General features: G+C 68.9%; 9 protein-coding genes. 8 read left to right on the top strand and 1 reads right to left on the bottom strand.

Features of this window, described 5'->3' with window-relative positions; translation table 11 throughout:
• Positions 1-24 precede the first annotated feature (24 nt).
• On the bottom strand, positions 25-1,080 hold the full coding sequence (locus ACZ601_RS23015) for a LacI family DNA-binding transcriptional regulator (RefSeq protein WP_469540853.1): 1,056 nt from the start codon (positions 1,078-1,080) through the stop codon (positions 25-27).
• A gap of 158 nt (positions 1,081-1,238) precedes the next feature.
• Between ACZ601_RS23015 and ACZ601_RS23010 the strand changes: the two genes are divergently transcribed.
• The 8 genes from ACZ601_RS23010 (at position 1,239) to ACZ601_RS22975 (ending at position 13,369) form a co-directional block, all read left to right on the top strand.
• The gene (locus ACZ601_RS23010) at positions 1,239-1,694 is read left to right on the top strand and encodes a MarR family winged helix-turn-helix transcriptional regulator (RefSeq protein WP_440574914.1); all 456 of its coding nucleotides are present in this window, start codon (positions 1,239-1,241) and stop codon (positions 1,692-1,694) included.
• Positions 1,691-3,154 carry an MFS transporter gene (locus tag ACZ601_RS23005; protein WP_469540849.1) on the top strand — a complete coding sequence of 488 codons (1,464 nt, stop codon included), beginning with the start codon at positions 1,691-1,693 and terminating at the stop codon, positions 3,152-3,154. Before ACZ601_RS23010 ends, ACZ601_RS23005 begins: the two co-directional genes overlap by 4 nt.
• A 35-nt stretch (positions 3,155-3,189) precedes the next feature.
• Positions 3,190-3,741, top strand: coding sequence for an isochorismatase family protein (locus ACZ601_RS23000; protein WP_371776326.1), 552 nt, complete (start codon positions 3,190-3,192; stop codon positions 3,739-3,741).
• Positions 3,742-4,074: 333 nt separating this feature from the next.
• The gene (locus tag ACZ601_RS22995; protein WP_469540845.1) at positions 4,075-6,522 is read left to right on the top strand and encodes an ABC transporter family substrate-binding protein; all 2,448 of its coding nucleotides are present in this window, start codon (positions 4,075-4,077) and stop codon (positions 6,520-6,522) included.
• A 507-nt stretch (positions 6,523-7,029) separates the two neighbouring features.
• Entirely contained in the window at positions 7,030-8,901 is a 1,872-nt protein-coding gene (gene typA / locus ACZ601_RS22990; RefSeq protein WP_440574911.1) for a translational GTPase TypA, read from the top strand.
• A gap of 783 nt (positions 8,902-9,684) precedes the next feature.
• Positions 9,685-11,325, top strand: coding sequence for a peptide ABC transporter substrate-binding protein (locus tag ACZ601_RS22985; RefSeq protein WP_440574910.1), 1,641 nt, complete (start codon positions 9,685-9,687; stop codon positions 11,323-11,325).
• Positions 11,326-11,493: 168 nt separating this feature from the next.
• Positions 11,494-12,426, top strand: coding sequence for an ABC transporter permease (locus ACZ601_RS22980; protein ID WP_073736643.1), 933 nt, complete (start codon positions 11,494-11,496; stop codon positions 12,424-12,426).
• Positions 12,419-13,369: an ABC transporter permease gene (locus ACZ601_RS22975; RefSeq protein WP_440574909.1), complete on the top strand. Its 951-nt coding sequence runs from the start codon at positions 12,419-12,421 to the stop codon at positions 13,367-13,369. The genes ACZ601_RS22980 and ACZ601_RS22975 overlap by 8 nt, the downstream gene beginning before the upstream one ends.
• Positions 13,370-13,380: the final 11 nt, after the last annotated feature.

Here is a 13,380-nt window from a genome sequence, read left to right as displayed (position 1 = left end):
CGGGTGTCACGCGACCCGGGCCGGTCAGCCGCAGCCGCAGCTCCTGCGGCGGATCGGCGAGACCGGGAGGGTGAGCGAGACCGGTTCGCGGCCCGCGTTGTTCAGTCGCTGCACCAGCAGCTCGACCGCCTGCTCGCCGAGTTGCCGGATCGGCTGGCGCACCGTCGTCAGCGGCGGCTGGACGATCCGGCTGAGCGGGATTCCGTCGAAGCCGGTCACCGCCATGTCCTCGGGCACCCGCACACCACGCCTGGCCAGCGCGCGCAGGGCGCCCACCGCCATCTGGTCGTTGGCGAAGAGCATCGCCTCCGGCCGCTGCCCGCCCGCGTCCAGCAGCTGTTCCGCGGCCCCCGCGCCCTCGGCCTGCGTCATCATCGTCGTCCGTACGCTCGGCGCGTCCGGCACCGGGATCCCGGCATCCCGGCACGCCTCCTGGAAGCCGCGGAAGCGTGCCTCGGCGTCCGGGGAGTCGGTGTCGCCGGCGATGAAGGCGAGCCGGCGCAGTCCGTGGTCCTCGATCAGGTGGCGCGTCAGCTCGCGTTCGCCGTCGGCGTTGGCGACGACGATGTGGTCGAGGTGGTCGATCTCGCGGGGGCCGGCGAGCATCACGACCGGCAGCCGGCGCGATATCACCTCAAGGTCCTCGGTCGGCACGGTCTGCGCCAGGACGGCGAAGCCGTCGACCCGCCCCGCGACCTTCGCGACCAGGCTCTCCGGTCCGCCCTCCAGCGATGCCGCGATCAGCAGGGCGTATCCGTGCCGCCGCGCGGCCCGCTCCATGCCGCGGATGATCTGGTCGGAGTAGAGCATCACCGCGTCGTCGGCGTCGCTGTCCGCCTCGGCGTCGGCCTCGGCGTCCGGGTCGGCGTAGTCGGGAAAGCAGAGCCCGAGCACACCGGTGGTGCGGCTGGCGAGGCCCCGGGCGTTCCCGCTCGGTACGTAGCCGAGCTCGCGCGCCGCCTCCAGGACCCGCTCACGGGTCTGGGCGCGCACCGAATCGGGGGTGCGGTAGACCCGTGAAACCGTGGCAATGGAGACGCCCGACCGCTCGGCGACGTCGTACACCGTTGGGGCGCTCACTCGACCGTCCGTCCGCTTCTTCTTCCGTGCCGACACATATCGGCATACGCGTTTTGAAAGCGCATTCACCCTAGATCGCGGGGCCTGACGGGAGCAAGGCCATCCCGCGATCGACAGGCAACCTTGCAAGATGGCCTGTACATCTTTACGGTGGGCGTATGACGCAACCGCCCGCCGCCACCCCCGTCGACCCCACGGCCGAGCAAGTCGGGAACGACCTCGCGGCCGTCGTCGGCAGGCTGCTGCGGCGACTGCGTTCCTCGTCGTCCGAGAGTCTGCTCACGCCGACCCAGCGCTCGGTGCTGGCCCGGCTGGAGGACGGGGGCCCGGCTACGACGGCCGCACTGGCGCGCGCCGAGTTCGTACGCCCGCAGTCCATGCGGCTCACCCTGGGCGCGCTGGAGGAGCAGGGACTCGTCGAGCGGGCGCCCGATCCGGACGACGGGCGCAAGTCGGTCATGTCGATCACCGGCGACGGACGCACGACGCTCGCCCAGGTCCGGGTCGCGAAGCGCAACTGGCTCGCCGAGGCCATCGCAGCCGAACTCGACGGGGCGGAGCGCCGCACCCTGGCCGAGGCGACGGCCCTCCTCGACCGGCTGGTCGGTTCATGACCGGCCGCGACCCCGTACCCGCGATACCCGAGGCGTCACGAACACCGGCACCGGCGACGACGGAGCCGGCGCCGCCGCAGGAACCCGCACCGGCGCGGGACCTCGTGCCCGGGTTCAGTGGCCGGCTCACCGCCCCGCTGCTGATCGGCTCGCTGCTCAACCCGCTCAACACCACCATGATCTCCACGGCCCTGGTGGCGATCGGGCACCACTTCGACATCGGCGCGGCCGACACCGCGTGGCTGATCTCCGTCCTGTACCTCGCGAGCGCGGTGGCCCAGCCCGTACTGGGCAAACTCGCCGACGTGCTCGGCCCCCGCCGCGTCTTCCTCGCGGGACTGCTCGTCGTCATCGCGTCCGGCCTGGTCGGGACGGTGGCGCCGAGCTTCGGCTGGCTGATCGTGTCCCGGCTGCTGCTCGGCATCGGTACGTCGGCCGCCTATCCGGCCGCCATGGCGGTGCTGCGCGACGAGTCCGCCCGGATCGGCCGGGCCACCCCGCGTTCCGTCCTGGCCCGGCTCTCCTTCGCGGCGCTCGGCAGCGCGGCCGTCGGCCCCACGCTCGGCGGGCTGCTCGTCATGGTCGTCGGCTGGCGCGGCATCTTCGCCGTCAACGTGCCCGTCGCGCTCATCGCCTTCGGCGCCGCCCTGCTCTGGATCCCGGCGGATCCGCCGCGCCGACGGGCCGCCGACGGCAGTACGCCACGGCTCGACCTGGACCCCCTCGGCATCGGGCTCTTCACCACCGCCCTGACCGTGCTCGTCTTCTTCCTGCTCGACCTCGCCCACCCGATGTGGTGGCTCCTCGCACCCTTCGCGGTGCTCGGCGCGGCGCTGGTGCGGTGGCAGCTGCGACGCCCGAACCCCTTCATCGACCTCCGGATGCTGGCGGAAAACGCCGCCCTCTCGCGGACGTACCTGCGGCACGGAGTCAGTTATCTACTGATCTACTGCGTGATGTACGGATACACCCAGTGGCTGGAGGAAGCCCGTGGCTATTCGTCCGGGCACACCGGTCTGCTGATGCTGCCGATGTCCGTCGCCGCGCTCGTCTGCTCACTGCTCGGCGCCCGCACGAAGGGCATCCGTGGCCCGCTCACCCTGGCCTGCGTACTGCTCACCGCCGGGGCGGGCCTGCTGATGTTCCTCACCGGGGACACCCCGCTCGCCGTCCTGCTGCTAGCCGGGGCCTGCTTCGGCATCCCGCAGGGGCTGATCGGTACGAGCAACCAGGCCGCCGTCCAGGCTTACGCCCCCGCCGAGTCGATCGGGTCCGCCGCAGGCCTCCAGCGCACCGCCCAGTACATCGGGGCCATCACCGCGTCCAGCCTGATCGCCCTCGCGTACGGCCGGTCCACCAGCGACGGGGGCCTGCACCTGATGGCCGGCGTCGCCGCCGTACTGGGCGTCCTCCTCATCGTTCTCACCGTCACCGATCGCGCCCTGCGCGGCCGTACCTGACAACCGTTCCGCACCACCCAGCAAGGAGCACCACCATGAGCGCCACCACTCTCGACCCGAAGACCGCGCTGGTCGTCGTCGACCTCCAGAAGGGCATCACCGGTCTGCCCACCGCCCACCCCAGCGCCGATGTCGTCGCACACGCCGCGACCCTCGCCGATGCGTTCCGGGCCAAGGGCCTCCCGGTCGTCCTGGTCCGCGTCACCGGCGGCGCCCCCGGCCGCACCGAGGGCCCCGCCCGCTCCGGTCAGCCCGCCGCCGACTGGGCCGACATCGCCCCCGAGCTCGGCCCGCAGGAGGGCGACATCGTCGTCACCAAGCTGACCTGGGGCGCCTTCTACGGCACCGACCTCGACCTCCAGCTGCGCCGGCGCGGCGTGACCCAGGTCGTGGTGGCCGGGATCGCGACGAGCATCGGCGTCGAGTCCACCGCCCGCTCCGCGTACGAGCACGGCTACCACGTCACTGTCGCCACGGACGCGGTGACGGACATGAGCGCCGAGGCCCACGACAACAGCGTCGAGCGGATCTTCCCGCGCCTCGGTGAGACCGACACCACCGACGCCATCATCAAGCTCCTGGGCTGACCGCTCGCGCGGCGGGACCCCTCAGGACGACGGGTCCCGCCGCCGGATCCCGGCGGGCCTCTACCTCACGACCTGGCTCCCGGGGCCGTGAATTGTCATGTGCATGCTATACAAGCGACTCCAGGTCCCCGGAACGGCGGATTCCGGCCAGTGTCCGGTTCCGCCGCACGGGTGAGCTTCGGCCCGGCTGCGCCGTGTCTGCGGCGCCCCTCGCGCGTGGGCGCTTTCAGTGGATGAACGGAACCAGTGTGATCAACTGCAAATGCCACCAAAAACGCATAATCCGGCCCATTCGCTTACGGGTGGTCCGGGCCGTCTCCGGAGGTATCAGCCATGTCCCACGTCGGCGTCCCGCGCGGGGCAGCCCGAAAGCGCCGCTCGCTCGCGCTCCTGACCACGGGAGTGCTCACGATCCCCGTGCTGGCCGGCTGCAGCTCCGGCAAGGAGGAGGCGCCCACCTCCGTCGTCCCGCAGGACATCGCGCCCGCGGCCCGCACCCAGGTCGCGGACGGCTCCACGGTCAACTGGGCGATCGACGCGATGCCGGCCACCCTCAACGCCTTCCAGGCGGACGCCGACAGCGCGACCGGCCGGATCACCGGCGCCCTCCTGCCGACGCTCTTCCCACTGGACGCCAAGGGCCGTCCGCAGCTGAACCCGGACTACCTGGAATCCGCGAAAGTCGTCGAGAACGAGCCCCGGCAGGTGGTGCTCTACCGGCTCAACCAGCAAGCGGTCTGGAGCGACGGCCGGGAGATCGGGGCACCGGACTTCGTCGCGCAGTGGCGGGCCCTGAGCGGCAAGGACTCCGCGTTCTGGACGGCCCGCAACGCCGGCTACGAGCGCATCGAGAAGATCGAGCGCGGCGCCGACGACCTGGAGGTCAAGGTCACCTTCGCCAAGCCGTACGCGGACTGGCGTTCCCTCTTCTCGCCGCTGTACCCGAAGCAGGTGACGGGCTCCCCGGACGCCTTCAACGACGGAACGCGGTCCACGATCAAGGCGACCGCAGGACCCTTCCGGCTGCGCGACGTGGACAAGGAGACGGGCTCCGTCACGCTGACCCGCAACCCGCGCTGGTGGGGCAGTCCCGCCAAGCTCGACTCGCTGGTCTTCAAGGCGGTCAAGCCGCAGGACCGCACCGAGGCGCTCACCGAGGGAAAGATCGACGTCGCGGACATCGACCCGGCGGCGGCCCACCGCATCGCCCAGGCCGCCCGGGACGTCGGAAACAGTGGGCCGCCCGCCCACGGCCCCGGCTCCGGGACCACCCCGGCCGCGGCCCTGCGGTCCTGGGCACTGGCGCACGGCTCCGACGAGGACGCGGCCGCGGTGGCACAGGCGGCCAGGGACGAGCAGGCGCGGGCGGCCGAGGCGTACGCCACCGAGCAGAACGATTTGCGGGGCTACGTGGTCCGCAAGTCCCTGGAACCCGCCTACACCCAGCTGGCCCTGAACGGCGAGACCGGGCCGCTCGCGGACGACCGGGTACGCCGGGCGGTGGCCCGCGCCCTGGACCGCCAGCAGCTCGTCGACACCGTACTCAAGCCCCTCGGCCTGCCCGCGGCCCCGCTCGGCAGCCACCTTGCTCTCGCCGGACAGCCCGGTTACAAGGACAGCAGCGGCGCACTCGGCGGTCAGGACACCAAGCAGGCTCAGGCGCTGCTGGCCGACGCGGGCTGGACCCAGGAGGGCGCCCTCAAGAAGACGGACGGCACCAAGGCGGGCAGCGAGGGCGAGAAGCAGACGGACAAGAAGGCCGAGGCCGACAAGAAGGCGGCCGAAGACAAGAAGGCGGCCGAGGACAAGAAGGCCGCGGACGAGAAGGCCGCCAAGGAAAAGGCAGAGGAAAAGGCAGCGGAAAAGAAGGACGACGGCAAGAAGGACGACGGCAAGAAGGACGACGCCGCTGGTCGCGAGCCCGCCAAGGACGACGGCCTGTACATCGTCGGCGACGACAGCAAGCCGGGCGACGACAGCAAGCCCGGGGAGGCCGAGGGCGCCGTCACCCGCGTCATCGCCCCGGCCCCCGCCGCCGCCGTGCAGAGCGCCGCGCTGCTGCGCCAGGCCGGACGCCTGGGCGAGACGGGCGCCTCGGAGGACGCCCCGGCCAGGATCGCCGCCCAGGACCGGCAGCCCGGTGGCGCCGCCGGAGCCTACGCACCGGTCGGCACCGCGGCGCCCGCCCAGGCGCCCGACGCGGCCCGCGGCCCGCTCGGGAAGAACGGCAAGCCGCTGTCCCTGAGGTTCGTCCTGCCCTCGGGGCCCGGCTCCGAGTCGCTGCGCGGCGTCGGGGACAGGATCGCGGCGATGCTCGACACGATCGGCATCCGTACCGAGATCACCAAGGTCTCCGACGAGAGCTACTTCCGGGACCACGTCGCCTCCGGTGACTACGACCTGGCGCTCTACTCCTGGCCCGCGACCGCCTATCCGGCCACCGACGACCGCCCGATCTTCGCCAAGCCGGTACCGGCCACCGACGGCTCGCTGCTCGTCGAGCAGAACTACACCCGCGTCGGCTCCGACCACATCGACCAGCTCTTCGACCAGGCGGCCGGGGAACTCGACGAGAGCGCGGCCACGAAGCTGATGAAGCAGGCCGACGCCCGGATCTGGGCCGCGGCGGGATCGATTCCGCTCTACCAGCGTCCGCAGCTCGTCGCGACCGACAAGAAGCTGGTCAACGTCGGCGCCTTCGGCTTCGGAGTGCCCCGCTACCAGGACATCGGCTTCAAGAAGCCGCAGTCGGCCGGCGCCCCCGCCGCTCCCAGGAAATAGCAGGTCAGCGCAGGGTTCCGAAAGCTCAGAACTGGCTCAATTCCCTTGCCCGCCGGCCTGCCGGCGGGCAAGGCTGTGTGCACCCGCTGACCCGGGCAGCCGCTCAGCCTTCCGGTCCTCGGGGCCCCAACCCCGACGGCCGCGGCGCACAGGCAGCACTCCGAGCTCCCCCTCGGAACCGCGGCCTCGGAGCCCCCACCTCCGAGGCCGCCGGGCCCGTGTCCGCACCCGCGTCCCCATCCGAGTCCGCCCGGGTGGCCACGTACACGGCCACCGGTGAAATCCGCCGGAACACCTGATCACGGGGGCGGGAACACGGAGCGGACGCGGGTCTTTCCGCGTGGCACAGGGCCCCTCCATGGCCGGTAGGGCTTGCCCGGGAAGCCGCAGGGGCGACCGGCCCGTACCATGGGACTAGCCGTGGCGCGTCCGCCCGGCTGGGCGTACGAGGACTCAAGACCGACTAAGACGCCTGAATCCCCGATCCGAGAGAAGCGCAAGCCACCCATGCCCACGCGCCACGACATCCGTAACGTAGCCATCGTCGCCCACGTCGACCACGGCAAGACCACGCTGGTCGACGGCATGCTCCGGCAGGCCGGCGCCTTCGCGGCGCACGCCGCCGAGAACCTCGACGAACGCATGATGGACTCGAACGACCTGGAGCGTGAGAAGGGCATCACGATCCTGGCCAAGAACACGGCCGTGAAGTACCACCCCAAGGATGGCGGCGACGTCATCACCATCAACATCATCGACACCCCTGGCCACGCCGACTTCGGTGGCGAGGTCGAGCGCGGCCTGTCGATGGTGGACGCGGTCGTCCTGCTGGTCGACGCGTCGGAGGGTCCGCTCCCGCAGACCCGCTTCGTGCTCCGCAAGGCCCTGACCGCCAAGCTGCCGGTCATCCTCTGCATCAACAAGACGGACCGTCCGGACTCCCGGATCGCCGAGGTCATCGACGAGACGTACGACCTCTTCCTGGACCTGGACGCCGACGAGGACCAGATCGAGTTCCCGATCGTCTACGCCTGCGCCCGTGACGGCGTCGCCTCGCTGACCAAGCCGGAGGACGGTTCCGTCCCGCCGGACAGCGACAGCCTGGAGCCGTTCTTCAGCACCATCCTCTCGGCGGTCCCGGCCCCGGAGTACGACGAGGACGCCCCCCTCCAGGCCCACGTCACCAACCTGGACGCCGACAACTTCCTCGGCCGTATCGCGCTCTGCCGTGTCGAGCAGGGCGAGCTGCGCAAGGGCCAGACCGTCGCGTGGATCAAGCGCGACGGCACGATGTCCAACGTGCGCATCACCGAGCTGCTGATGACCGAGGCGCTCACCCGCAAGCCTGCGGAGAAGGCCGGTCCCGGCGACATCTGCGCGATCGCCGGTATCCCGGACATCATGATCGGCGAGACCCTGGCCGACCCCGAGAACCCGATCGCGCTGCCGCTCATCACGGTCGACGAGCCCGCCATCTCGATGACCATCGGTGCGAACACCTCGCCGCTGGTCGGCAAGGGCGGCAAGGGCCACAAGGTCACCGCCCGTCAGATCAAGGACCGTCTGGACCGCGAGCTGGTCGGTAACGTCTCGCTGCGTGTCCTGGACACCGAGCGCCCCGACGCCTGGGAGGTGCAGGGCCGTGGTGAGCTCGCGCTGGCGATCCTCATCGAGACCATGCGCCGCGAGGGCTTCGAGCTGACGGTCGGCAAGCCGCAGGTCGTCACGAAGCAGGTCGAGGGCAAGACGTACGAGCCCATCGAGCGCATGACCATCGACTCGCCCGAGGAGCACCTCGGCGCGATCACGCAGCTCATGGCGACCCGCAAGGGCCGCATGGAGACGATGACGAACCACGGTTCGGGCTGGGTCCGCATGGAGTGGATCGTCCCGTCCCGCGGCCTCATCGGCTTCCGTACGGAGTTCCTGACCCAGACCCGCGGCACCGGCATCGCGCACTCCCTCTTCGAGGGCCACGAGCCGTGGTTCGGTGACCTGCGTACCCGTCACAACGGCTCGCTGGTCGCGGACCGCGCGGGCGTCGTGACGCCGTTCGCGATGGTCAACCTCCAGGAGCGCGGTGTCATCTTCACCGAGGCCACCACGGAGGTCTACGAGGGCATGATCATCGGTGAGAACTCGCGCTCCGACGACATGGACGTGAACATCACCAAGGAGAAGAAGCTCACCAACATGCGTGCGGCTTCCGCGGACACCACGGAGAACGTGGTGCCCGCCCGCAAGCTGTCGCTGGAGCAGTCCCTGGAGTTCTGCCGCGACGACGAGTGCATCGAGGTGACCCCGGAGACCGTGCGTATCCGCAAGGTCGTCCTGGACCAGAAGGAGCGCGGCCGCTCCGCGTCGCGCGCCAAGCGCTGACCTGACCCCGCCGCCCGCCCGGAGGCCCGCCGGGACGGCACAGGGGCACAGGCACGGCTCAAGCGCACGGCCCTCACGGCATGCCAGAAGGGGCCCGGCACCGCTCACCACGCGGTGCCGGGCCCCTTTTGCTGTGGCCTTGCCGTGGCCGGCCGCGTGGCGGCCCCGGTGACCGGCTGCACGCACGACGGCCGCACGACGGCCGCACGACGGCCGCACGACGGCCGCACGACGGCCGCACGACGGCCGCACGACGGCCGCACGACGGCCGCACGACGGCCGTACCGGCCGTGACGGACGTGAACAGGCCATGTCCGCCCGCCTATTGGCTTACGCTTGAACCATCCGTAACCGGCGGGCCGGAGTCCGCTTCAGGCCGCCGGCCGGCCGCGCCGCCGCTCCGTGATTCGCCGGGTGCGGGGACGGACCGACTGGGCCGCGAGGTCAACCCGATTTTGTGGACCATCCGTCCGGATATCGGGCGTCGCTCTCCGGAACATGTGTTAACAGTCCGTTTCGGGTGTGTCTGTCTGGGGTCATTTTGTCCGTATTTTGATCCACGCGGCCCGGGGATGTTGTCAAAACGAGACCCTTTAAGTGTGGTTTACAGCCCAGTCGTACTTAATAGTTGGCTCCATTGAGCTCGGGTCAATGGGTCACGCACTGTGGGGAGTGCCGACTCACGAGCACACTCAGGGCACTGAAACGATCACCGTCAGGGGTGTCGGTGTATCAATCCAGTGCCCTTCTTGTAGTCAAAAGTGGACTCATGAGGAGGAACCCATGCGTGGTGCCAAGAGCGCCAAGTGGGTCGCGGGAGCGGCCATCATCGCCCTGGCTGCGACCGCTTGTGGCGGCGGGGACGACGACGCCGACAAGGGCAAGGGCGGCTCCAAGGGAGCTGTCAACGCTGACGGCATCTTCTCCGTCGAGGTCGGTGAGCCGCAGAACCCGCTGCAGCCGGCCAACACGATGGAGTCGAACGGCAGCATCGTCACCGACTCGATCTTCTCGCAGCTGGTCGACTACGACCCGGCCGGCAAGCTTGAGATGATCAACGCCGAGTCTGTCGACACCAAGGACAGCAAGCTCTGGACGGTCAAGCTCAAGAAGGACTGGAAGTTCCACGACGGGACCCCGGTCACGGCGGAGTCGTACATCAAGGCCTGGAACTGGGCCGCGAACATCAAGAACAACCAGACCAACGCGTCCTGGTTCGGCGACATCAAGGGCTTCTCCGACGTCCACCCCGATGACGCCAAGGCCAAGCCGAAGTCGGACGCCATGTCCGGTCTGAAGAAGGTGGACGACTACACGTTCACCATCGAGCTGAACTCGGCGCTGCCGTACTTCTCTTACAAGCTCGGCTACACGGTCTTCTCCCCGCTGCCCGAGTCCTTCTACGCGGACCCGAAGGCCGCCGGCGAGAAGCCGGTCGGCAACGGCGCGTACAAGTTCGTCAGCTGGGACCACAAGAAGCAGATCAAGGTCGTCCGCAACGACGACTACAAGGGTGCCGACAAGGCGAAGAACGGTGGTGTGATCTTCAAGAACTACACCACCCTCGAAACCGCCTACGAGGACCTGAAGTCGGGCAACGTCGACGTCCTGCGTCAGATCGGCCCGAAGGACCTCCCGGTCTACCGTTCCGACCTCGGTGACCGCGCGGTGGACAAGCCGTACTCGTCGATCCAGACGATCGCTGTCGCCTTCTACACCAAGCAGTTCAAGGACATCGACCCGAAGGTCCTCCAGGGCCTGTCGATGGGCATCGACCGCGACACGATCACCAAGACCGTGCTCCAGGGCACGCGCGAGCCGGCCACCGGCTGGGTCGCCCAGGGTGTTCTCGGCTACCAGAAGGACGCCGCGGGCGACGTCACCAAGTACGACCCGGCGAAGGCCAAGGCTCTCATCAAGGAGGGTGGCGGCGTCCCGGGCAACAAGATCTCGATCCAGTTCAACGCCGACGGCGGCCACAAGGAATGGGTCGAGGCGGTCTGCAACAGCATCAAGCAGTCCACCGGTGTCGCTTGCACCACCGACTCGAAGGCCGACTTCCAGGCCGACACGAACGCGCGTGACGCCAAGGAGGTCAAGTCCCTCTACCGCTCCGGCTGGGTGCTCGACTACCCGGTGAACGCGAACTTCATCTCGGACCTGTTCCGTACCGGCGCAGCCGGTAACCAGGGTGACTTCTCGAACAAGGGCCTTGACGCGGAGATCAAGAAGGCCGACTCCGCGGCTTCCCTCGACGCGTCCGTCGCGGCCTACCAGAAGATCGAGAAGGAGCTGGTGAACTACATGCCCTCCATCCCGCTCTGGTACTACAAGGTCAACGCCGGTTACTCGGAGAAGGTCCAGAACGTCGATTACGCGCAGGACGGCGACCCGATCCTGACCAAGATCGAAGTCAAGAAGTAACCACACCGACGTAGTCCGCGCGCGGGCGCGGGACCGCTGAAAGACGGTCCGCGCCTGTCCGCACGCCGTGGCCGGGGGGCCCTTCCACGCATCCGACGAACCCTCAGGGGGAAGTCGGGTGCGGGGGAGGGCCCGTTGGCTGCTGCTTGCCTATTACATGGAGGCATGATGGGGCGCTATGTCGCACGACGACTGCTCCAGATGATCCCGGTCTTCCTCGGGACAACGCTGCTGATCTTCCTGATGGTCTACACGCTGCCCGGCGACCCCGTGCGCGGGCTCTTCGGGGACAAGGGTGTCGATCCGGCCACACTGGCGAGACTTCGCCATGAAAAGGGCCTTGATCTGCCGATTCTGCAGCAGTACTGGAATTACATGACAGGCATCGTCCTGCATTTCGATTTCGGCGATCAGATAGCCAGCGGGCGTCCCGTCACGGACGTCCTCGGCGACGCGTTCCCCGTCACCCTCCGGCTGGCCGGCATGGCGTTCGTCATCGAGATCGTCGTGGGCATCAGCCTCGGGACGATCGCCGGCCTGCGCGCCGGCCGGCTCACCGACAACGTGGTCCTGGTCTTCACCCTGCTGATCATCTCGATCCCGGTGTTCGTCCTCGGCTTCATCATCAAGGCGGTGTTCGCCTTCCAGCTGGACTGGATCTCTCCGAACGTGTCCGGTGAGGCCAAATGGAGCGAACTACTGGCACCAGCCATCGTGCTGGGATCACTCTCCCTCGCCTACGTCGCGCGGCTCACGCGTACGACGATGGCCGAGAACCTGCGCTCCGACTACATGCGCACCGCCATCGCCAAGGGACTTCCCAAGCGGCGCATCGTCGGCGTGCACCTGATGCGCAACTCGCTGATCCCCGTGATCACCTTCCTCGGCACCGACCTCGGTGCCCTGATGGGCGGCGCGGTCGTCACCGAGGGCCTGTTCAACGTGAAGGGCATCGGCGGCACGATCTACGAGTCGATCCAGAAGCGCGAGGGCACGACGCTCGTCGGCCTCGTCACCATTCTGGTGCTCGTCTACCTCCTCATGAGCCTCATCGTCGACCTGCTGTACGCGGTCCTGGACCCGAGGATCCGTTATGCCTGACGTGACCAAGACCGCTCCCGCTCCCGAGGACGCCAAGGCGCCCCTCGCGGACCCCTCGGCGGTCGTCAAGGCCGAGAAGGCCCGCAGCCTCTGGGGCGACGCCTGGCGGGACCTGCGTACCAACTGGTACTTCATCATCTCGTCGGTACTGATCGTCATCCTGCTGGTGATCGCCGTCTTCCCCGGCCTGTTCACGAGTGCCTCGCCGACCTCCGCCGACCTGGTGCACCACTACCTGGGCAAGCCGGAGCTGAGCAAGATCGGCTCCGAGGGCTGGCTCGGTTACGACGGCCAGGGCCACAGTGTCTTCGCGCGTGTCATCTACGGCACCCGCGCCTCGGTGACCGTCGGTATCTGCGTGACGCTCCTGGTGACGCTGTTCGGCGGGCTGATCGGCATGCTCGCCGGCTACTTCGGCGGCTGGGTCGACGCCCTGCTCTCCGGGTTCTTCACCAACGTCTTCCTCGGCATCCCCTTCCTGCTGGGCGCCATGGTGGTGCTGCAGGCCTTCTCCGACCGGACGGTATGGGTGGTCATCTTCGCCCTGGCGTTCCTGGGCTGGACCCAGATCGCGCGTGTCATGCGCGGTGCGGTGATCGTGATCAAACAGTCGGACTACGTGCAGGCCGCCAGAGCGCTGGGCGCGGGTACCAACCGGATCCTCTTCCGGCACATCCTGCCCAACGCCATGGCCCCGGTGATCGTGGTCGCCACCATCTCGCTCGGTGTCTACATCTCCGCCGAGGCGACCCTGTCCTACCTCGGTCTGGGTCTCGCCGACCCGACGATCTCGTGGGGCATGGACATCTCCGGCGGCGCCGCCCAGATCCGTACCGCGCAGCACATCCTGCTGTACCCGTCGATCATGCTCAGCATCACCGTTCTGGCGTTCATCATGCTCGGCGAAGCCGTCCGCAACGCCCTCGATCCCAAGTCGCGATAAGGAGGGTGAAC

It is taken from the genome of Streptomyces sp. NPDC104307, from assembly GCF_055584045.1.
The sequence above is the reverse complement of the archived record's forward strand: the minus strand, read 5'-3'. Positions and strand labels throughout refer to the sequence as shown.

Bases quoted from the DNA above. Each gene is read 5' to 3' on its own strand.
- ACZ601_RS23000 (WP_371776326.1), top strand. From the start codon at position 3,190: ATGAGCGCCACCACTCTCGACCCGAAGACCGCGCTGGTCGTCGTCGAC.
- ACZ601_RS23005 (WP_469540849.1), top strand. From the start codon at position 1,691: ATGACCGGCCGCGACCCCGTACCCGCGATACCCGAGGCGTCACGAACA.
- ACZ601_RS22975 (WP_440574909.1), top strand. From the start codon at position 12,419: ATGCCTGACGTGACCAAGACCGCTCCCGCTCCCGAGGACGCCAAGGCG.
- ACZ601_RS22980 (WP_073736643.1), top strand. From the start codon at position 11,494: ATGGGGCGCTATGTCGCACGACGACTGCTCCAGATGATCCCGGTCTTC.
- ACZ601_RS23010 (WP_440574914.1), top strand. From the start codon at position 1,239: ATGACGCAACCGCCCGCCGCCACCCCCGTCGACCCCACGGCCGAGCAA.
- ACZ601_RS22995 (WP_469540845.1), top strand. From the start codon at position 4,075: ATGTCCCACGTCGGCGTCCCGCGCGGGGCAGCCCGAAAGCGCCGCTCG.
- typA (WP_440574911.1), top strand. From the start codon at position 7,030: ATGCCCACGCGCCACGACATCCGTAACGTAGCCATCGTCGCCCACGTC.
- ACZ601_RS22985 (WP_440574910.1), top strand. From the start codon at position 9,685: ATGCGTGGTGCCAAGAGCGCCAAGTGGGTCGCGGGAGCGGCCATCATC.